The 20,722-nt window shown below is 46.0% G+C and carries 21 protein-coding genes; 9 read left to right on the top strand and 12 right to left on the bottom strand.

The features are described from left to right. Window positions 1-3: 3 nt before the first annotated feature. The 4 genes from TW84_RS10745 to rhtB all read right to left on the bottom strand — a co-directional run bounded on the left by TW84_RS10745 (window position 4) and on the right by rhtB (window position 3,345). The gene (locus tag TW84_RS10745) at window positions 4-1,005 is read right to left on the bottom strand and encodes an ArsJ-associated glyceraldehyde-3-phosphate dehydrogenase (RefSeq protein WP_045975658.1); all 1,002 of its coding nucleotides are present in this window, start codon (window positions 1,003-1,005) and stop codon (window positions 4-6) included. Window positions 1,006-1,028: 23 nt separating this feature from the next. Beyond that, a complete protein-coding gene (locus TW84_RS10740; protein ID WP_045975657.1) occupies window positions 1,029-1,370 on the bottom strand; it encodes a metalloregulator ArsR/SmtB family transcription factor in 342 nt (113 codons plus the stop codon). A gap of 107 nt (window positions 1,371-1,477) precedes the next feature. Next, on the bottom strand, window positions 1,478-2,704 hold the full coding sequence (locus TW84_RS10735) for an EAL and HDOD domain-containing protein (RefSeq protein WP_045975656.1): 1,227 nt from the start codon (window positions 2,702-2,704) through the stop codon (window positions 1,478-1,480). A 23-nt stretch (window positions 2,705-2,727) separates the two neighbouring features. After that, entirely contained in the window at window positions 2,728-3,345 is a 618-nt protein-coding gene (gene rhtB, locus TW84_RS10730; RefSeq protein WP_045975655.1) for a homoserine/homoserine lactone efflux protein, read from the bottom strand. Window positions 3,346-3,430: 85 nt separating this feature from the next. Here rhtB and TW84_RS10725 point away from each other — a divergent pair, with 85 nt between their 5' ends. Then, window positions 3,431-4,420, top strand: a complete 990-nt coding sequence (locus TW84_RS10725; RefSeq protein ID WP_045975654.1) for an alpha/beta fold hydrolase — start codon at window positions 3,431-3,433, stop codon at window positions 4,418-4,420. Window positions 4,421-4,534: 114 nt separating this feature from the next. Then, window positions 4,535-5,362 carry a Cof-type HAD-IIB family hydrolase gene (locus TW84_RS10720; protein ID WP_045975653.1) on the top strand — a complete coding sequence of 276 codons (828 nt, stop codon included), beginning with the start codon at window positions 4,535-4,537 and terminating at the stop codon, window positions 5,360-5,362. A gap of 24 nt (window positions 5,363-5,386) precedes the next feature. Here TW84_RS10720 and TW84_RS10715 read toward each other — a convergent pair whose 3' ends face one another. Beyond that, window positions 5,387-5,857 carry an EVE domain-containing protein gene (locus TW84_RS10715; RefSeq protein ID WP_045975652.1) on the bottom strand — a complete coding sequence of 157 codons (471 nt, stop codon included), beginning with the start codon at window positions 5,855-5,857 and terminating at the stop codon, window positions 5,387-5,389. A 38-nt stretch (window positions 5,858-5,895) separates the two neighbouring features. On the opposite strand from TW84_RS10715, the gene TW84_RS10710 reads away from it, so the two are divergent. Both TW84_RS10710 and TW84_RS10705 read left to right on the top strand, forming a co-directional pair. Beyond that, window positions 5,896-7,416: a COG3650 family protein gene (locus tag TW84_RS10710; RefSeq protein WP_045975651.1), complete on the top strand. Its 1,521-nt coding sequence runs from the start codon at window positions 5,896-5,898 to the stop codon at window positions 7,414-7,416. A 1-nt stretch (window position 7,417) separates the two neighbouring features. Further along, complete coding sequence (locus tag TW84_RS10705) at window positions 7,418-8,017, top strand: tRNA-uridine aminocarboxypropyltransferase (RefSeq protein WP_045975650.1); 600 nt, start codon at window positions 7,418-7,420, stop codon at window positions 8,015-8,017. 203 nt (window positions 8,018-8,220) lie between these two features. Here the strand turns inward: TW84_RS10705 and yigB are convergent, their stop codons facing one another. The 6 genes from yigB to lptM are packed head-to-tail and all read right to left on the bottom strand — an operon-like array spanning window position 8,221 to window position 12,826. Further along, window positions 8,221-8,955 carry a 5-amino-6-(5-phospho-D-ribitylamino)uracil phosphatase YigB gene (gene yigB, locus TW84_RS10700; protein ID WP_045975649.1) on the bottom strand — a complete coding sequence of 245 codons (735 nt, stop codon included), beginning with the start codon at window positions 8,953-8,955 and terminating at the stop codon, window positions 8,221-8,223. After that, a complete protein-coding gene (xerC, locus tag TW84_RS10695) occupies window positions 8,955-9,884 on the bottom strand; it encodes a tyrosine recombinase XerC (protein ID WP_045975648.1) in 930 nt (309 codons plus the stop codon). Before xerC ends, yigB begins: the two co-directional genes overlap by 1 nt. Continuing rightward, window positions 9,856-10,560 carry a DUF484 family protein gene (locus TW84_RS10690; RefSeq protein WP_045975647.1) on the bottom strand — a complete coding sequence of 235 codons (705 nt, stop codon included), beginning with the start codon at window positions 10,558-10,560 and terminating at the stop codon, window positions 9,856-9,858. Before TW84_RS10690 ends, xerC begins: the two co-directional genes overlap by 29 nt. A gap of 25 nt (window positions 10,561-10,585) precedes the next feature. Continuing rightward, on the bottom strand, window positions 10,586-11,416 hold the full coding sequence (gene dapF / locus TW84_RS10685) for a diaminopimelate epimerase (RefSeq protein ID WP_045975646.1): 831 nt from the start codon (window positions 11,414-11,416) through the stop codon (window positions 10,586-10,588). A gap of 10 nt (window positions 11,417-11,426) precedes the next feature. Next, window positions 11,427-12,680 (bottom strand): diaminopimelate decarboxylase, encoded by a 1,254-nt coding sequence (lysA, locus tag TW84_RS10680; RefSeq protein ID WP_045975645.1) that lies wholly within the window; start codon window positions 12,678-12,680, stop codon window positions 11,427-11,429. A gap of 23 nt (window positions 12,681-12,703) precedes the next feature. Continuing rightward, window positions 12,704-12,826, bottom strand: coding sequence for an LPS translocon maturation chaperone LptM (gene lptM / locus TW84_RS25325; protein ID WP_045975644.1), 123 nt, complete (start codon window positions 12,824-12,826; stop codon window positions 12,704-12,706). A gap of 74 nt (window positions 12,827-12,900) precedes the next feature. Between lptM and cyaY the strand changes: the two genes are divergently transcribed. Continuing rightward, window positions 12,901-13,215, top strand: coding sequence for an iron donor protein CyaY (cyaY, locus tag TW84_RS10670; protein WP_045975643.1), 315 nt, complete (start codon window positions 12,901-12,903; stop codon window positions 13,213-13,215). Window positions 13,216-13,278: 63 nt separating this feature from the next. On the opposite strand, the gene TW84_RS10665 is transcribed toward cyaY, so the two are convergent. Beyond that, window positions 13,279-15,807: a class I adenylate cyclase gene (locus TW84_RS10665; RefSeq protein ID WP_045975642.1), complete on the bottom strand. Its 2,529-nt coding sequence runs from the start codon at window positions 15,805-15,807 to the stop codon at window positions 13,279-13,281. 334 nt (window positions 15,808-16,141) lie between these two features. On the opposite strand from TW84_RS10665, the gene hemC reads away from it, so the two are divergent. Genes hemC through TW84_RS10645 form a run of 4 tightly spaced genes read left to right on the top strand, consistent with a single transcriptional unit; the run spans window position 16,142 to window position 20,212 of the window. Next, window positions 16,142-17,080, top strand: coding sequence for a hydroxymethylbilane synthase (gene hemC, locus TW84_RS10660; protein ID WP_045975641.1), 939 nt, complete (start codon window positions 16,142-16,144; stop codon window positions 17,078-17,080). Window positions 17,081-17,084: 4 nt separating this feature from the next. Next, window positions 17,085-17,813, top strand: coding sequence for a uroporphyrinogen-III synthase (locus tag TW84_RS10655; protein WP_045975640.1), 729 nt, complete (start codon window positions 17,085-17,087; stop codon window positions 17,811-17,813). Window positions 17,814-17,828: 15 nt separating this feature from the next. Next, window positions 17,829-19,034, top strand: a complete 1,206-nt coding sequence (locus TW84_RS10650; RefSeq protein WP_045975639.1) for a uroporphyrinogen-III C-methyltransferase — start codon at window positions 17,829-17,831, stop codon at window positions 19,032-19,034. Beyond that, window positions 19,034-20,212 carry a heme biosynthesis protein HemY gene (locus TW84_RS10645; protein WP_045975638.1) on the top strand — a complete coding sequence of 393 codons (1,179 nt, stop codon included), beginning with the start codon at window positions 19,034-19,036 and terminating at the stop codon, window positions 20,210-20,212. The genes TW84_RS10650 and TW84_RS10645 overlap by 1 nt, the downstream gene beginning before the upstream one ends. Window positions 20,213-20,722: the final 510 nt, after the last annotated feature.

Raw genomic sequence — 20,722 nt, 5'->3', positions numbered from 1 at the left:
TCTTTATACCAAGCCCACGTTACGCACCAGTTCAGCTGTACGTGTCGCGTAGCCCATTTCATTATCGTACCAAGCGTAGATCTTCACCATGCGGCTACCTACCACCATAGTCGACTGAGCATCAACGATGGTTGAACGTTGGTCGCCTTTGTAATCAATCGATACCAGCGGACGTTCTTCAAAACCAAGAATACCGTTCAATTCACCTTGTGACGCCTCTTTAAGTAACGCATTCACTTCTTCCGCTGTAGTATCGCGTTTCACATCAAAGATGATGTCTGTGAGTGATGCGTTAGCCAGAGGAACACGCACCGCGTGGCCGTTAATCTTGTCTTTGAGATCTGGGAAGATTTCCACAATCGCTGTTGCGCTGCCAGTCGTTGTCGGGATAAGGCTCATTCCGCAAGCACGGGCACGGCGCAAATCTTTATGTGGCGCATCAAGAATGGTTTGCGTGTTGGTCAGGTCATGGATAGTGGTAAAAGAAGACTGTGCAATACCCAACTTCTCATGAATCACTTTAACGACTGGTGCAATACAGTTAGTCGTACAAGACGCTGCCGTAACAATCTGATGCGCTTCTGGGTCAAAGATATGATCATTCACACCCACCACAATGTTCGCCACACCTTCCTCTTTAACTGGCGCAGATACCACTACTCGTTTCACACCTTGAGCTAGATACTTTTTAAGGATCGAGGTTTTACGGTGTTTGCCCGTCGCTTCAATCACAACATCACAGCCAGACCAGTCAATGGCATCAATGTCTTTCTCTTGCGTTGCTTTGATAACCTGATCGTTAATCAGGATTTGATCGCCTTCCGCTTTGACCTCGTGATTCCAGCGCCCTTGAACTGAATCAAACTCCAGCAGGTGTGCGAGTGTGGCGGCATCGCCCGCCACATCATTGATCTGCACAAACTCCAGCTCATCCCAATCAAACGCCGCACGCAGAGCCAAACGTCCAATACGACCAAAACCGTTAATTCCGACTTTAATTGTCATCTTTCTATCTCTCTTATTTCAAATTACTGGCAGCAAACAGGACGAGCCTGAATAGCATGAAGTCTTTCTATATCTTGTTGGTACTCTGTTTTGAGGCAGTCAGACGCGACAAGATCATCAATCAGTTTTTTCATCCAACCCGGCAATTCTGCCGACAAACGATAAAACACCCATTGCCCTTGGCGGACGTCAACCAACACACCACCTGAACGTAGCTGAGCAAGATGACGGGAGATTTTCGGCTGGCTTTCCTGAAGCGCTTCAGTCAATTCACCCACTGACAAACACTCTTCACGTTCAATCAGCATCAGGCAACGGACTCGAGTTTCGTCAGATAGTAATTTGAAAAACTGATGTGGCAACATTTAAACATACTCATATATGGATATGCGTATATAATTATTTAAACCGAACTGAAGATCAATACCCAATCGGCACTGTCATAAAAGATTCACAAAAGAGAAGAGCTGCCTTATACCAGGCGGTTGATGTCCTGACTCCAGCGCTGCGCTTCAGAAATGCGCGGCATAACGTCATCGACGGATAGGTTCAATTGACGACACGCTTCCTGCATGCCTTGCCAGTCAGCCCGTTCATAGCACTCTTCCAACCCAAGCAAGATGCCATAAGGACCTTGGCGCTCAAGTAAAGCAACCTTAATCGCCTTATTGAGCGGCAACTGCTTAACCAACTCCTCAAGCGAGAGATCCAGTAACGCATCCAAGGTTGAGAACAAGCCAATAAGAAAAGCCTGTTCACGGAACTGGCTGAATGGATTTTCGTTCGCCATCAACTGGCAAAACTGAGCGCGTTGCAACGAAAGATTGTACAGCTCTTTGGGCTTTTTAGCGGAAATAAAAGACGCCACGGCCAACGAAACAAAGATACGAAGTTTGTCTTCACCAAGATACACCAAAGCCTGCCTAAATGAAGAGATGCTGACCTCGAGCCTTTCCGACATGGTGTTTACAAAGCGGAGCAATTTATAAGACAGCGCAACGTCTTTCGCCACGATAGCTTCGACTTTCTCGAAGTCGACGTTGGTCTGACATACTTCACGAAGCAACTCCATCGCAATCACCTGTTCAGGGCTAATGTATTGCTGACGGATGACTTCAGGCTTACTAAAAAAGAAGCCTTGAAAAAACGAAAAGCCCGCCGAGCGCGCGGTTAAGAATTGTTCTTCTGTTTCAACTCGCTCAGCAAGAAACTTACGGCGGATCCCACGTGACTTATGCTCTTGGACAAATTCACACGCAGCGTCTAACCCCATCGCCATGATATCAAGCTTAATGATCTGAACAAATGGTAAGAAGCGTTCCCAGTCCGGACTATAAACAAAGTCATCTAGTGCAATCAGGTAACCTGCTGCGTTGAGCTCTTTTATCGCTTCATATAGCTCGTCCGTCGGTGGACAAGTTTCCAGTACTTCAATGACAATCTGCTCTCTGGGCAGCGACAGAGGTAAGCGACGAATAAGGCTTTTATACGGAAAGTTGATGAAACTGCGCGATTGTGCAAAAGCAGGATTAGTGCCCAGAGACAGGAAGTTCTCGACTACTAAACGATATGTTGCACGGTTGGAATCGACATGCGCTGGGTATGCATTGTTTTCTCCGTCACGGAACAACAGTTCATACCCGAGCGTTTGTCTTTTGGCGTTTAAAATGGGCTGACGAGCCACATAGGTATCGCGCATTGACTGCTACACCTTGAAATTACTTAAGCTTTGGCAGCCGCTAATAATGCCCCACAACCGACAAACATGGAACCAAATACCTTGTTGATCCTACTCATAATCTTATCAGAACGGATAAAACGCCCCATTTGTGCCGCCAAAGAGGTGTAACCCAGCATAACAATCGAGTCTATCACCACAGTTGTTACTCCCAATACCGCCAATTGCGTCAACTGATCTTTGGCAGGGTCAATGAATTGCGGAAACAGCGCGACCAAAAATACGATGGATTTGGGATTGGTCAGATTAATCAGAACAGCGTTCCTCATCAGTTTAGTGCCGGATAACACTTCCCCTTCGGTGTGAGTCGCCAAACCAGATTTATCGCGCCATTTCTGAATACCTAGCCAAACTAAATAAGCTGCACCGACCCATTTAATCACGGTAAATGCAGTTGCTGATTGAGCAACCAAGGCTCCAATACCGGCACCGACTAAGATAATGTGTAACGTCAGCCCAATTTGCAGCCCTGCGATCGCGGAGAGAGATTTACGTGTACCATAGCTCAGACCATTGCTGATTGAATTCACGGTTCCTGAACCTGGAGCGAGGCTGAATACAATAGCTGTCACTACGTAGGCTAACCAAACATGCATATCCATAGTGTTTTCCTCTCGACTAAACTTCCTTAGCCACACATAATTTAGACTTGTTTACTTGTCAGTGTTGATACTAGGCCCCGATATCATGAATGAATCGAGCACCAGCATTAATCCACCTTATACTCAAGAGTCGAATTTTGAGCAAGCAATCAATAACAATATTGCTCAATTTTGGCGCTCCCGTGAGGAAGGCTTCTTTAAGTCATTTGATAAAATCCGGCTGTTCTGGGTGAAACTTACCTCTCCGGAGCACACCAAAGCTATCGTGGTGGTCAATGGCCGTATAGAGTGCACCTGGAAGTATCAGGAACTGTTTTATGACCTGTTCCAACAAGGCTATGACATCTACTCCTTCGACCATCGAGGTCAGGGCCTGTCAGATCGACTGATTGAAGACCAGCAAATGGGTTATGTCGAAGATTTCGAGGACTATGTGCAAGATTTACATGGTTTGATTCACCACTTTGACTTAAGTGGTTACGATAAACGTTACTTGCTCGGCCATTCAATGGGAGGCAATATCGCCACTCGTTACCTACAGAACTATCCAGATCATTCATTTTCGGCGGTGTCGCTAAGTGCACCTATGTTTGGCGTCAATCTGCCCTGGCATATTAAACCGATCGCAATACCCCTTGGCCAAATCATGACTGCGCTTGCGCCCAAGCCAACTTTTGCCCCCGGCCAAGCCCCCTATTACCCAAAACCATTTGAAGGTAACTTCCTAACTCAAAGCCAGATCCGCTATCACTGGTTTCGTGATCTCTATGAGCAGAGGCCAGAGCTAAAAATTGGCGGAGCCAGCACGCGCTGGGTGTGGCAGGGATTAATGGCGGCCAGAAAGTGTCACCTGATGACGCGCCAGATAAAAATCCCATTGTTACTCCTTCAAGCTAGCAGTGACCAGATCGTTTCCAATCAGGATCAGCTCAAATTCATCAAGAAACTGGCGAAAACCAACTATCAGTGCGTGCTAAAGATCATTTACAGCTCGCGCCACGAAGTATTATTCGAAAAAGACGAATATCGCGATCAAGCACTGGATGCCACACTGTCTTTCTTCAATCAGCATTGATAAAAATAGGAAATACTCGAGGGTAACTTTTACCCTCTTTTTCCCCTTTATGTTGCAGTAGAATAGTCACTCTGCCCTTCCTGGGCTGTTCAACGCATTACGCACGAGGGTGATATGACAGACACACGCAAAGAGACTCCTTTCCAACTGGTAGCTTCTGATCTCGATGGCACTTTACTGGCGCCTAACCACCAGCTGAGTGACTTCTCAAAGCAAACGCTGAGCGAACTGCACCAAAAGGGCTACACCTTTATCTTTGCTACCGGTCGTCACCACGTCGATGTTTCAGGTATTCGTCAACTCGCCGGCATCCCAGCTTACATGATCACCTCAAACGGTGCTCGAGTTCACGATCAAGACGACAACCTAATGTACAGCAACAATGTACCGCAAAATCTGGTTCAACCTGTGATCGATGTGATCAGACAAGATCCTGATATTTTTATCCATATGTATCAGAATGATAGTTGGCTCCTAGACAGAGACGACGACATGCTCGCGAAATTCCACAGTGAATCTGGTTTCGCCTATCAGCGCTTTGATGCCGATGTGGCGCCAACCAATGGAATAGCGAAAATCTTCTTTACCCATCCAGCTAAAGATCACGACCATCTGGTTAAGTTTGAGCAACAACTTAATGACAAGTTTGGTGACCAGCTCAATGTGGCGTTCTCAACTCCTTGGTGTCTGGAAGTAATGGCGGCAGAAGTATCGAAAGGAGAAGCGCTTAAAGTTGTAGCTGAGTCTCTCAATCTCACACTGGAAAACTGTGTTGCTTTTGGTGATGGGATGAATGATGTTGAAATGTTGTCCATGGCAGGCAAAGGCTTGGTGATGGAAACTTCGCATATCAAAGTGAAACAAGCCTTGCCAGATAATGAAGTGATAGGCAGTAACGCCGACGATGCGGTGGCACACTACCTACATACTCACTTGTTCTAATCTTCACTCTTTAAGAGAGACGCATTACCTTTGCGACGGTAATTCCTCTTTATCCAGTATCGCCTGCCATTCCAGCTCACTCACTGGCATAATTGACAGGCGATTGCCACGCTTCACCAAAGGCATGTTTTCCAGCTCAGGCATCGCTTTCATAACTGAAAGAGGGATCAACCTTTCCGTCTTTCTGACAAACTCAATATCCACCATCACCCAGCGTGGGTTATCTGGCGTAGACTTCGGGTCAAAATAGTCACTTTCAGGGTCAAAGGCGAAATGATCGGGGTAAGCCTCTTTGGTTACTTTCGCAATACCAGCGACTCCAACCTTCTTGCATGAAGAGTGGTAAATCAGCACCAAATCACCTTCTTTGACCTGATCTCGCATCATATTGCGCGCCTGATAATTACGCACCCCTTCCCAGCAGGAAGTATTTTGTGTGCGAAGTGTGTCAATAGAGAAAGTGTCCGGTTCTGTTTTGAATAACCAATATGCCATAATGACGTCCGAATAATTAAGTATGAGGAAGATATAGCATGAAGGCGTTAAGAAACCCAGTAACAGTGACGACCTTACTGGCCCTTCAGGCCTGTGCCGGTTTTCAATCCGGACCGGAGCAAGCGCACAGCCCCCAAGCAACGCTGAGTGACCCTTCCTCGATCAAACCTCAAACTTTTGTCATGCGCGGTGAAGTCATCCTTGGTCATGAAGTACGCTCTATTGTGCCGTGTGGTAGCCAGCAACAATATTGGTTGGATCTGCCTGAAGATAGATTCCAGCAAGGGATGAAGCTGGTACGTTCTCCTTATGCACCACTGTACGGCGAGGTGATTGGCCATCTTAAACCAACGGGTAAAGAAGGATTCGCTGCTGATTATGCTGCACGCTTCGTAGTCGACAAGATTAACCTACTGACAGCAGAAAACACCCAACGTTGCGCACAAACTGTTCAGCCTACGACGGCCTTTGGTAACGAGCCATTCTGGTCAGTTCAATTTGCAGACAAGGCCCTACAATTCAGCCAGATGGGCCAAGAAACACAACAACTAGAGCTGACCACAACAAAGATTGAAGCGGATCGCCGCCGCTACATATTCAGCCAAGGCCAACTAGAGCTTAACCTGCGTAGTTGCAGTGATGGTATGAGTGATAGTCTTTACGGCTGGAGCTCAACCCTCACAATCGGCGATAAAACCTATCGTGGCTGTGCGACGTTATCAAACCAAGACACGACCCAACGCTGGGCGGCGACTTATCAGGCTCAAACAAGCAAGAATGCTCCCTTTAGCGTTTCTCTGGCAATAAACCCAGACCACACCGCCAACACCACTTACCGCTATCAGAATGGTGGATCGGATACGGTTGAAAAAGGGTTCTGGCAACAATTGAATCGCAATCAAGTTCAAATTGTAGGTACTCACTTACAGGGACAAAGGCTTAACTCAGAGCGTATCTACATCCAAGTGGATAACCGACTGTTCACAAATAAGGAGAAAGTGGGTAACGTTGTCTACGACATTACGGATGGCGGACTCACGCTTTACAAAACGGGTAATACTCTTTCTTCCCAACAAACCTTGGCAGACAGCAATAAAGTCCCGTCAAGTGCGGAGTTTAACCCACGAGTTGATCAAGCTCTGCGTGATTACTTCAAAGAAGAGAAGCAGGATCCCACTGGCACACGTTATCGCTGGTTGACGTACGATCTTAATGGCGATGGCAGCAAAGAATTGCTGGCTCAGCTAGACTGGTGCGGCTCAGGTGGTTGCACCTTGCTGATTTTCAACAATGTGGATCAGAAATGGCAATTCAATAGCCGGATTACATTGGTTCAAACGCCTTTAAATTTAGGGACGCAGTCTCATCAAAATTGGCGCGATCTGGTTATGTTTGTTAGCGGTGGCGGTGCCGTACCCAACCAGCACACTTTGCAATTTAACGGTACACACTACCCCCTCAATCCAAGTGTCGCGCCCGTGGCAAACTACGATGAAATCAGCCCAGTTCAGCTATTTTCCGATGGTCTGACTCCTCACCAGGGAGGCGTCACGCTATAAGATGTCGACTTCAAGCCCCTGCCCAAAGTGTTTGCTGAATCACAACTGTGTTTGTAAGTACTTACCTAATATCAATGTGCCAGCACATCTAGCTATCTTGATGCACGAAAATGAGTGTCAGCGGGAAACAAACACTGGGCAGTGGCTACTGAAAACGGTCCATCCTAGCAGTCAACATATCTGGCAACGCAAACAGCCCTGCTCTGAACTGGCTCAACTAATCAACCATGAGGGTTATCAACCGCTGCTGCTGTTTCCTGGTCAAGATAGCCTACCCATCAACCAGATTACTCGACACACAGAGCAGAAAGCACATAAGCCTTTATTCATTATTCTTGATGGGACTTGGCAAGAAGCGAGGAAAATGCTGCGTAAAAGCCCTTGGCTGCAGGCTATTCCCAAAGTGCACTTAGCACCAGCTTCTACATCCAACTATCAGCTGAGGCGCAACCAAGATGAGGGCCATTTATGCACACTAGAGGTGGGTGCAGAAATCATCGGTTCTTTAGGCCAAGAACCACAAGCAGAGCATTTACGGCAGTTTCTCAGTCACTACATGAAAGCATTTCAGGCGGATAAAAGCGGGCACGCGCTAAAATAGCCGTTTTGATACCCTGAGATAGACACCTTGTAAATAGTCGCCCCCTACTTCTTCCGCAATCTCACACGCCGCTAGGTTGTGAACACTCTGCGCAACCATCTTCCCCTGGTGCACTTGGTAAAATTTGACTCACAGCACGATGATGGGGCGCTGTTTCGGCTCCGTATCCTAGTTGGAACATATAGCCATCTATCGTGCACGGCTCAAAGCGAACCGGAGTTCTCACACAGTAGCAATAATTCCTGTAAACAGGAGACTTCAATGTCGGGCAATGTCCGAGCTCTTCGATGCTGGATTAAGCTAGAACCTTGATCGTTGAACCAACACGCCGACAAGCCACTATTTTTGGCACCTTTAACATCACTAATCAAATGATCACCAACGTGTAAGATGTTCTGCGCCGAGCATTGAAGATGATTGATGGCTTTGTTGAACATCTGTGGGTGTGGTTTAGCATAGCCATCCGGCCCTGATTGAAGAATTAAGGAAAAATACTTAGCCAAACCGATGCGCTCTGCATCTACATTGCCATTGGTAATCGCCACTAAAGGCATTTGCTTAGCAAGCCTCTGCATAACCTGATGCGTTTGTTCAGGTACAGTGAAATCACTGCGAAGCCGCAGTACTTCCTGAATGGCCTGATCAGCGGCACATTTGGCCTCTGCTTGCTCATAACCGAGTCGATAAAGGCCTTGCTCTATCTGAGTATGGCGCCACAACGTCATATCATTATGTAGCCAGGGGTCAGCAACCACCAATTCCATTTTTAACTCATGCCACCAGCTTAGTGGTTTGCTCGCAGAAATCGGGTGGTGTTTATGCAGCCAAGCAACCACCTGCGCCTCCACCCTAAGAATCACAGGACGGTTGTCATACAAGGTATCATCAAGATCAAACGTCATCGCTTCAATGACAGGTAACTGGCGATAAAAATACATCAATCACTCTCTTTCTTTTTGGCTCTGGGATGAGCCTGATCGTAAACATCGGCAAGATGCTGAAAGTCCAAGTGCGTATAGATCTGAGTGGTTGAGATGTTTTCATGACCCAGCAGCTCTTGAACGGCTCTGAGATTGTTGCTCGACTCCAGCATGTGAGTGGCAAACGAGTGACGCAGTTTATGTGGACTGATATGACTGGCAACAGACTGTTTTTGTCCCCATTCAGCCATGCGCTTTTGCACATTACGGTGTGAAATCCGCACCCCCAGCTTAGACACAAACAACGCAGACTCATCCGCATTGGCTAGTGAACCTCGTACTTTGAGCCATTTGGCAACCCACTCTTCTGCCATACCAGAAAAAGGCACTTTACGCTCTTTGTCACCTTTACCTACTACACGTATCTCACCAGAGGATAGACTGACATCGCGTGTATCGACACTGACCATCTCAGCCAGTCGTAAACCTGCGCCATACATCAGTTCCATCATCGCTCTATCGCGTATGGCTAACGGGTCATCTTCGTTGACCTCGAGTAACTGACCGACTTCATCCACATCGAGATTCTTCGGTAAGGGCCTTTTCTTCCTTGGAGCAGACACACCCTTGGCAGGATTTGCTGTTAATTCTCCTCGCAGGATTAAGAAATCAAAGAAACTCCGTAATGCGGACAATCGAGTAGCAAGACTACTGGCTTTCATGCCATCGCGCATACCTTTACTCGCCAGTTGACGAACCCAAGCCGCATCAACCTGAGACCAGTCTTTCAACCCCATAGTCACCAAATGTTGAGCCATGGTTTCCAGTTGCTGCTTGTAATTACGTTGAGTATGCAGACTAAGCCCTTTCTCACTTCTCAAATACTCATAGAAGCGATTGAGAGGGCTTTTAAGTCCGTTAGGCAGAGGTATTACTGATTCGTTCATGGTCATCACTTTGCCAAGGAAGAGTTTCTACCAGGTGAGAAAGCACCAGAGCGAGGTGTCGCAGGAATAAGGTGTCCATATGCGGCTGAAAGTGCCCTCCATCGCTACTGGAAAAGGCCAGAATACCTTGTAATGACTTCTTATTCAGTGGCAACACCACGTAAGATCCCATCTCAGGTGCGCGCGTTGTACCACCAAACAGTAGTTCTCTATCCGCCTTACGCATCCGCCCTAAATAAGCACTCTTACCATTGAGATGATTAGTAGCAAAACGCTGGTAATTGTCTTTATCGAGCGAGTAATACGCTGACTCACTATCGAGCAAACGCACATACGCCATCAACCCGAGAGATTTAGCCATCTCTTCAACAGCTTTAACCGCTGGCAACAAGGCATCACAAGTCAGGATATGCTCCTGTAAACTCATAAATTCATGAAAAGTACGATCATTGTTTTTCGCCAGCGACATCAGAGTGGTTATCTCTTCTTCTAGATCTTCAATACGCTGACGTTGTCTGGTCATTTGAACATGGACCAGTGACACCGCACCCTGCTCTTGGTGAGGCAAGGCAAGGCGATCGACTAAATCACTTCGGGTGCTAAAAAAATCTGGGTTGTCACGCAAGTATTCCGCGACAACCTCAGCTGTCAGCGCATCAGCTTCAATCTGCGACACGTTAGTTCCTTTATTTTTTCTCTTCTTAACAGCTTAGCTGACCATCGAACACATGAGTGGCAGGGCCCGTCATATAAAGGGGTTTTCCTGGTCCTTGCCAGCTGATTTTTAGCGAACCACCTGGCAGGTTGACTTTCACCTTCTCGTCCAGCAATTCCTGAACAATACCTACTGCAACCGCACCACAAGCCCCACTGCCGCATGCCTGAGTTTCACCAGCTCCACGTTCATACACTCTAAGATTCACTTCGCTGCGGCTTAATACCTGCATAAAACCTGCATTTACTCTCTCAGGAAAACGCTCGTGAGATTCGAGTAGCGGGCCTAAAGTATCGACGTCAGCGGTATTGGTATCATCAACCACAGTGACAACATGAGGATTACCCATACTTACTGCACCACAGAACAACGTCTTATCATCAGTACGTAAGATATAGGTCTTTTCGGTCTGCTTAGCTTTGAATGGAATCTTGCTCGGCTCAAATTCTGGCACACCCATGTTAACCGTCACCTGATCGTCTTCCTCGATATTGAGGACCATTTTGCCTTTCTTTGTACTGACACTGAAGCTGTACTTATTAGTCAGGCCTTTCATACGCACAAAACGAGCAAAACAACGTGCACCGTTACCACACTGCTCTACTTCACTACCATCAGCATTAAAGATACGGTAGTGAAAGTCGGTTTCTGGGTCATAAGGGGCTTCAACCACTAACAGCTGGTCAAAGCCGACTCCTGTATGACGATCCGCCAGACGACGGATCAAATCAGGAGAAAAGAAAATGTTCTGAGTAATGCAGTCAACGACCATGAAGTCATTACCCAAACCATGCATTTTAGAAAAATGGAAATGCATAAGACTCCAATTACTCCGGAAGAATATTTTCTAGCGCCCATAGGCTCGACAGCTCTTCTCGCTGACGTACTAGATGAACTTTATTGCCATCAACCATCACTTCAGCAACGCGAGTACGTGTGTTGTAATTGGATGACATCACAAAGCCATACGCACCTGCTGAGCGAACAGCAAGTAGGTCATTTTCCTGCAACACTAAAGCACGGTCTTTACCAAGGAAATCACCCGTCTCACAAATTGGGCCAACCAGATCGTATGTCACTGATTCACCCTCACGTGGGTTAACAGGAACAATGTCTTGCCATGCCTGATACAGAGCCGGTCGCATCAAGTCATTCATCGCGGCATCGATAATGGCGAAGTTTTTATGTTCTGTATGTTTTAGAAACTCAACCTTCGTCAGCAATACACCTGCATTGGCTGCAATTGCACGGCCTGGTTCGAAAATCAGCTCCAGACTTTGATGGTTTTCCAGTCGACCTAACAGTGCTTTGGCATATTCAGAAGGCTCTGGTGGCAGCTCATCACGATAGATCACACCCAGACCCCCACCCACATCAAGATGCTCAATATTGATGCCTTGTGCTTTTAAATCATCAATAAGTGCCAGCAAACGGTCAGTAGCATCAATAAACGGTTCGATATCCGTTAATTGAGAGCCAATGTGACAATCAATACCTTTGATCGTTAAGTTTTCAAGGCTTTGCGCGAACTGGTACACCTCAGGTGCACGGTCAAAGGCAATACCAAACTTGTTGTCACGAAGCCCCGTAGAAATGTAAGGGTGCGTATTAGCATCTACATCAGGGTTGATACGCAATGAGATCGGCGCTTTAACGCCCAGCTCACCCGCGACCTTGTTAAGCCGTTCTAGCTCTGGCTCAGACTCTACATTGAAACACTTGATACCCAGTTCAAGTGCACGTTTCATTTCAGGCGCCGTTTTGCCGACACCAGAGAAGACCACTTTGCTTGCTTCACCGCCCGCTGCAATCACACGTTCCAGCTCACCACCAGAAACAATATCAAAACCTGAACCAAGACGAGCGAGTGTATTAAGTACACCTAAGTTCGAGTTGGCTTTAACCGCATAACACACTAGGTGCGGGTGCTTACCAACGGATTTATCAAAAGCATGCCAATGACGCTCAAATGTTGCGCGAGAATATACGTAAAGTGGTGTTCCAAATTGCTCTGCTAAGTCAGTTAATGGAACATCTTCGGCCCAAAGTTGGCCATCATCCTGATAGTTGAAGTAATCCAAAGTGCTATCCCTTATGTCATTATTTATTGTTGTGAAGGCTGCTCGTTCTGAGATGCATCTTCAGGCATGTAAAGAGGACCAGTCTGACCACATCCAGTCAGACCAAGAACAGATAATAGAAACAGAGCGATGAGTGATTTTTTCATGGGTTGTATCGTGATTAATCTTTCAATGCCCCCTATAATCGCACCACACTCAGGAAAAGCAATAGGATTACAAGATGAACGAGACTGAATTTCATCAGTTGGCAGATGCTCAAATGCAAATTATCGAAGAAATGATTGATGATTCAGGTGCGGACATTGATTATGAAACTTCTGGTAATGTCATGACCCTAGAGTTTGAAGACCGCAGCCAAATCATTATTAATCGCCAGGAACCAATGAAAGAAATCTGGCTGGCATCTAAGTCTGGTGGCTTCCACTTCGCAATGGTAGAAGGTCAGTGGACCTGCTCAAAAACGGGCTTAGAGCTGATTGCGATGGTAAAACAAGAATGCGAAAAACATTCAGAGGAAGAGATTGAATGGGTGTAGTTACCCGTATAGGCTAGACACAAAAAAGAGCACATTGAGTGCTCTTTATTTCATCGATTCAAGTTACGCATTTACGGCACGACTTGGCTTGGAATAGTTCGAGCCATCATTTCGATAAGGCACAATATAAGAATCACCTTCTACTGGGTGAACGATTTGATAGTATTGCGGCAAATTGAAGTTAATAAACTGAGTTGACAATTCGTTATCATCTTTGACGGACGTGTAGAAACTATTCACGCTGGCAATCATCTCATCTTTCATGCCACTGAATTGATGGTATACCTCAACACGATTCGCCTCATCCAACACATAAATATTGAAACCTTGTGCAGAGTCTTCAAAAAAGAACTGAATCAAACCCTCACTGGCAAAGCTATCAACAATTTCTGGTAGTTGGTAGTCTTGTTCTTTGTCTAACATTAACAAAGGCGAGCCTTTCAGCTTACTGGTCGAAATACTGCGATAAAAATCGACCGAATTCTCCAACATCTGTACAGATACACCACGACGTTCAAAGAATAAGCCATAGGTTTGCTGAGCAATACGCAGAGCTTTAAAACGGCGACGCTTTTCTTGTTCAATCGGCTTAAGGCGCAAGTCAATGCATTCAGCGAGCAGTTGATAAACCATGTTGCGCATCACACCACGCAGATTTTTGCTATAGCAGAACACATCGACGGATTCTGGTGGTAGCGCGTCTTGGTGCATCTTACCCATAATGGTCTTTAACGCGTCCAACATGGCAGTTTCACCTTTAAAATGCAGCGTGCGCACTTCATGCCAAGAATTCCGATACACCAGATCGACACTACCAACCAGACAGGTTTGTTTTGAACCGAAGCTAAAAATATCTGTCGTTTTAAGGTCAACTTTCAGCGAACGCCCACTCAATGCCGCAGTAGGATCATTTTCAAAGTTAATGAACATTGCCAGCTGGCTGATTTCACAAGGACTCGCCAATGCCTGCATGGTTGGGCGACGCTTACGCAATGAAAAGGTATTCCGTAAATCGCTGACCATCTGATAAAACTTATCAATATCCAAGTGAGCATCACGAACTACCGAGTGCAGACGCGTCGACTCTGTAATTAGACCATTGAAAAATGACCAAGCGACCAACTTACTGAGGTATTCATTATGCTCTAAGAATGGCTGACCAAGAAGACGTTCTGGCTGAAGAGGTTGCTTATAGAGGTACCAACCCGCTTGATTTGTACGACCCGGCCTCACTTCAATAAAGCTCAAGTCGGATTCATGTAAATCTGGTGAAATTTGCGGGTTAAGCAAAGTTACCTTACCAGGTAAAACCTCAAACGCAGCATAAAGCTTACGCGCTAAAATACTAATGTCTTGTGGACTGATCGCAGAAGTGATGTCGTTGCGTCGAGCAAATTGAATCAGGTTCCGGTAGCTCAGCATAAGTGCATCAAGTAAGGCATGGTGAACCACTTTCACTTGTTCAACCTTCCAGTTACGGCGATCATCCAGCTCAACAAGCACTGAATGCTCCCAATGCCATTTCTGGATCATGTCACTCATGGCTTCACGGCGCCAAGCAACGGAGCCCATGTCATGCTCACGAGATAACTTCTCATGCGTTTTTAGATAAAAGCAGCGACGGACAAGGTCAAGACGCGCGTGATCACCAATGCGTACAAGATAGCGCGTCACCTTTTCAAGCATCAAGTAGTATGCATCCATCCCGTAAAGGTCAGGTTCATGGGCAAAAAAGCGACGCTTGGTATCAATACTGAGGAGTTGAGTGTTCGGATACTCCCACGAATACGCTTCAAGCAAAATCGCTTTCAGCACCGACTTATAAGGTGAGTCAATGCTCTTGTACAACTGCCATAGATTTGAGCCAAAATATTCTTCGGCTGGAATGCGGTTCAGTTGACCAAAATCAATCCATTGCGAGCAATCTATGCAACCTTGGCGACACAGATCTCGAACGTATTCGTCGTAACACTCTTCCATTTCAGGTGGCACGATTTGCCATAGCAAACGTTGACCGGCAAGGCGAACAGCAGAACGATAAAATTCATCCAGTAGCAAAAGGTGCTGGGATGAACCACAGTTGTCACCTGTCATTTCTTCGGAGCGATTGGTGCGAAAGCGCTCCTCATCCATCAGGAAGAAATTTGCCTCAACACCCTGTGTCTGAGCCCAGTCGGTGATCAGCAGGCATTTATTGGTTAGGCATTCTCTTTCTTCACAACTCATCGACGGTGATACACACACCCAGATATCGAGGTCGCTCGAACTACTCTGCCCAATCGAAGAGGTGCTCCCCATAGTATACAAACCAAGGATAGCCGACTCTGCACTGGTGCGCAGCGATTGCCCAATCGTAAGCTCAGTATCCTCAATAAACTGCTTCTGCACTTCATTGAATTCGAGACCGTATACACCGTAGGGGACTTGAGAATCGTAATAACCGGGGATGGCTGGGTGATTGAAATGCAGAAGAGTAGGAATCAGATGGAAAACACGCTGACTTTGCATATCCATAAGAGCCAGCGCGCGCTCAATACGCTGCTGGTTTAGGTTATCAAGTCTCTGGATAAGCGTCTTTATATAAGCCTGCAAGGGTGATTCCTTGTTTGATTCCTAACTGTGCCTTGACGACAAATTGTTCTAAAGCACTAACAAAACGTGATCAATCTAACACTTTTATTTCGATTGGTAAAGAAATGTACGATCGAATCGACATTGTTTTGTTAATCAATATGCTCGCGACATAGTGTGGTACGTATCCGCCTTTTGTAATAATAGCCCATTTTACAAACGAGATGAACATCACACTATTTTGAATATTTTCTGCTAGTCGGACGTCTGATAATTATCGAGACGATCTAGCAGTAAGACTTTTTCCAAGAGAATGGTAGGATTAGCCCATCAAAACTGTTTTTCAAAGACCATCATGACTCAATCGACTCCAATTCGAATTGCTACACGCAAAAGCCCTCTTGCTCTTTGGCAAGCCTATTATGTACGAGATGCTCTTCAAGCAGCGCACCCTGGTTTGGAAGTTGAACTTGTGACTATGGTGACGAAAGGCGACGTCATTCTCGACACTCCATTAGCCAAAGTAGGTGGCAAAGGTTTGTTCGTAAAAGAACTCGAAGTCGCCATGCTGGAAGGACGTGCAGATTTAGCCGTTCACTCAATGAAAGATGTACCGGTTGATTTTCCCGAAGGGCTAGGGTTAGTTACGATTTGTGAGCGTGAAGACCCACGAGATGCTTTCGTTTCCAATACCTTCGCTAATATTGACGAACTACCACAAGGTGCAGTTGTCGGCACTTGCAGTCTGCGCCGTCAGTGTCAGATTAAGGAATACCGTCCAGATCTGGTCATCAAGGAACTACGCGGTAATGTAGGTACACGTTTGGGTAAACTCGATGCTGGCGAATATGATGCCATCATTCTTGCAGCAGCAGGTTTGAAACGCCTAGATCTAGAAGCGCGAATTCGCAGTTTTATCGAGCCAGAACAATCTCTACCCGCCGTTGGGCAAGGTGCAGTTGGCATTGAATGCCGCCTAGATGATGAACGTCTTATCAAGTTACTTGAACCACTCAACCACAGAGATAGTGCTGATCGCGTGCTGTGTGAGCGCGCAATGAATTTAACCTTGGAAGGGGGTTGCCAAGTACCTATTGGCAGCTACTCCCTACTCGATGGTGATGACATCTGGTTGCGTGCGCTTGTCGGCGAACCTGACGGCTCCAAGATTGTGCGCGGCGAAATCAAAGGCTCGCGCGCTGATGCTGAGAAACTTGGGGTGACATTGGCCAACCAACTACTGGATGACGGTGCACGCGATATCTTGACTAGACTGTACGCGGTTCACGAGTAACTTTATGGCAGTGTTGGTTACTCGGCCAGGTGAACAAGGCCGCTCACTCTGCCAACAACTCAACAGCGCGGGTATCTGCGCGCTCCATCAACCTCTTATCGAAATCCTGCCGGGGAAAGATCTCTCCGGCATTGACACTCAACTTTGTCAGTTCGACTGTATTCTTGCCGTCAGCCAACATGCGGTCACGCTCACACAACAAGCCTTTACATCCCAGAAAGAATGGCCTCAAACAGCAACCTACATTGCCGTCGGTCAAAAAACCGCACATGTTTTAAGCAAACTCAGCCAGCAAAAAGTACACTACCCCGACGTCGGTGACAGCGAGCATTTGCTCAAACTGGACATACTAAAAAGAGTCAAAGGTAAAAAGGTCGTTATCCTTCGAGGCAACGGTGGACGTGAGCTAATCTACGAGACACTCAAATCTCGAGGCGCTCAAGTCAGTTATCTTGAAGTATACAAACGACAAAACCTTGCTTTTGACTCAGATTTATTCGTCCCTTTCTGGCAGGATAAACATATCCAACAGTTAGTCATCACCAGTTCAGGTCAGCTGAGTTATTTTGTATCACAGCTTACACAAGCGCAATTGAACTGGGCACTCGGACTGCAACTTTATGTACCGAGTGCACGTATCGCAAATGAAGCGCAACAAATAGGCTTTGTTCATATAACCAACACGGGAAGCGCTTCCAATAAGGATTTACTGGCTACTCTCCGGCCAACGTGAAACAGGACAATCGCAATGACAAGTAAAAATAAAAACGACTACATTGAACCTGAGAAAGACCAAGAAGCAGCATCATCTGCTGAAACTCAAGAGTCTTCCAACGACATTTCCAATGCGTCTGAATCTCCCTCTGCATCTTCCAAGAAAAAGTCTGGAACTAAAGCGTCACCAGACACCATCCGACAACAAGAAAAAAATGCTAAGCGCGGAATTAAACTTGGTGCGGTTGCAATCGTTGTTTCATTACTATGTGGTGGTTTTACACTTCAGGTAACGCTACAAAATGCTGAGTACCAATCTCAAATTGAACAACTGCAAAAGCAACTGGAACAAACTGCCGTTTCTTTTAAGCAGGATTTGAACGCCACTCAGCAGGAAACATTAGCAAAAGCCGCTGAGATCAGTCACAAAACAGAAACTGTTTTATCACAGCAGCAAAAAAGCATTGAAGGTCTTCAGCTTGCACTTGCTGACGTAAAAGGTCGTCGCCCGAATGACTGGCTATTGGCAGAAGCCGATTATCTAGTGAAATTAGCAGGCCGAAAACTATTTTTGGAGCATGATACCGTCAGTGCCACAAAACTGATGGAAAGCGCCGACCAACGTATCGCTGCGTTGAGCGATCCTAGCTTGGTACCTTTGCGTCGAACCATGGCCCATGACATCACGGAGCTTAAATCCATACCGATTATCGATCGAGAAGGTCTGGTTCTTAGATTAACGTCGCTGCAACAGCAAGTAGACAGCCTTCCGTTAGCCAATGCAATCCTTCCTGATGCACCCGAGCGGAGAGTTCAGCATGTCTCTGAAGACATCTATGATTGGAAAGACAATCTGATGACGTCACTTAAAGACTTCTCTGAGAGCTTCATCACATTCCGCACCCGTGATGGCAATGTCACTCCTTTGTTATCTCCAGAGCAACATTTCTACCTTAAAGAGAACATGAAGGCCAAACTGGAAACAGCGATTAAGGCGGTATACGTTGAGCAGCAAGATATTTACCAAACGGCGTTAACCACTGCTGAAAAATGGTCGAGTTCATTCTTCGACCAACACACCAATGCGGTTATTGAGTTCAATAAAGCTCTAAAGATGCTAAGTAAGCAAAATGTACAAGTTGAGTACCCTGCAAAGTTAGACACAGAGCAACTTTTGTCCGACGTTATACATGATCGTCTGCGACATGAAGTGACCACCTTGGTTACGGAGGAAAAATAATGTTCAGATTAATTTTTCTATTCGTCACCCTAGGTGCTGGTCTTTTTGCCGGTACCAAATATGCTGGCCAGCAGGGCTATGTCCTGATTTCGGTTGTAGATACGACCATTGAGATGAGTTTCACAACGTTTGTCATATTGGTCATTGCATTATTGGCAGCACTTTTTAGCTTAGAGTATCTAATCAAGACAACCCTCTATGTGGGCTCAGCAACCTGGAACTATTTTGGTATCCGAAAAATGCGCCGCTCTCGCCGCTTCACCAATGAAGGCATCATCAAGTTACTTGAGGGGGACTTCAAACTGGCAGAAAAGAAAGTCACTCGCTGGGCAAATCACCATGATATGCCTCTACTGTGCTATTTAGTGGCTTCAGAAGCGGCACAGGGAATGGGAGACAATGAAAAGCGAGACCGCTATCTTAAACTCGCATCTGAGCAAGAAAACGCTCTGCTGGCAGTTGAACTCACCAGAGCAAAACAGCAAGTAAAAGAAGCCAATTACACGGCAGCATTTGAGACGTTAACTCAACTCAAATCCAGCTATCCAAATAATCGTGTCGTCCTTAATCTATTACAAAATGTCTACATTGAACTTAAGATGTGGAAACCCCTGCTAAATACCTTACCTTCACTTGTGAAAAGTAAAATCATTACTAAAGATGAACAGATTCAGTTAACCCAACGTGCGCAATGCGGCTTGCTAGAGGAAGTTGCAGAGCAAAAAGGCAGTGAAGGGTTGATAGCTCATTGGAACAGCCTTACTCGCAAGCTAAGGAGCAATGTTCACTTGATTGAATGCTTTGCAAAGCAGCTTATCGCTCGTAAAGCAGACAGTGAAGCTTTTACATTGGTCAAAGAGAACCTCAAAAAGAACCCAGATTCAAACCTCTATGCACTACTGCCTGATATAAAACTAGCAGATTATCATCCTGTCGTTGTGCTCCTAGAAGATATGCTAAGAAAAGACGGCAATAATGCTCCAGCGCACAGCGCTCTTGCGCAGTTCCATCTAAGAAATGAAAACTGGTCCGAGGCTCAACAGCATTTAGAGCAAGCACTTCAAGTGCGTTCTAGTGTATCTGATTATGCCTATTTAGCTGATGCACTTGAGAAACAAAATATGACTAAAGCGGCTCATGAGGTATCAAAAAAAGCCCTTACTTTAGTTCAAGCGTAAATTTCATTCATCTTTGCTAACTAAGCCGACCATTAGGTCGGCTTTTTATTCTCTACTCGATAAGAAACAATACCAATTGAACCAGTCTCATAGGACATTAACCACCTAAATACTAAGATCCTTGCATACACAACAAGCAATCAGAACTTTCAATGCCTAGGCTTTCAATAAGTTTAAGATTGCTTTGATTTATTGGTCTGTATTCGTCAGCCAAAGAGCGATAAGAATTAAGACCCGAGTATTTCTGCTGAGATCTGGAGTAAATTGCGAAGCGGCCGAGCTTGCGCTCAATTGGACTCGCGCACGAACGAGCGCATTGGTCTTACAAAATAATCCCTCAAATACAAAAAGACCCCAGCATTGCTGCTGAGGTCTAAAATAAGTGTCGGACGGCCTGGGTTGCGGGCAACAGGCAAACCTTTTGCGGGACACGTTGGTCACAGACCAACAGTAATACTGCAGATAAGAAAAAGCCCTAACATTGCTGTTGGGGCTTTTTCTAAATAAGTG

It is taken from the genome of Vibrio neptunius, from assembly GCF_000967495.1.
Lineage (GTDB): Bacteria > Pseudomonadota > Gammaproteobacteria > Enterobacterales > Vibrionaceae > Vibrio > Vibrio neptunius.
Note: the sequence above shows the minus strand (reverse complement) of the source record. Positions and strands in the feature narration are given on the sequence as shown.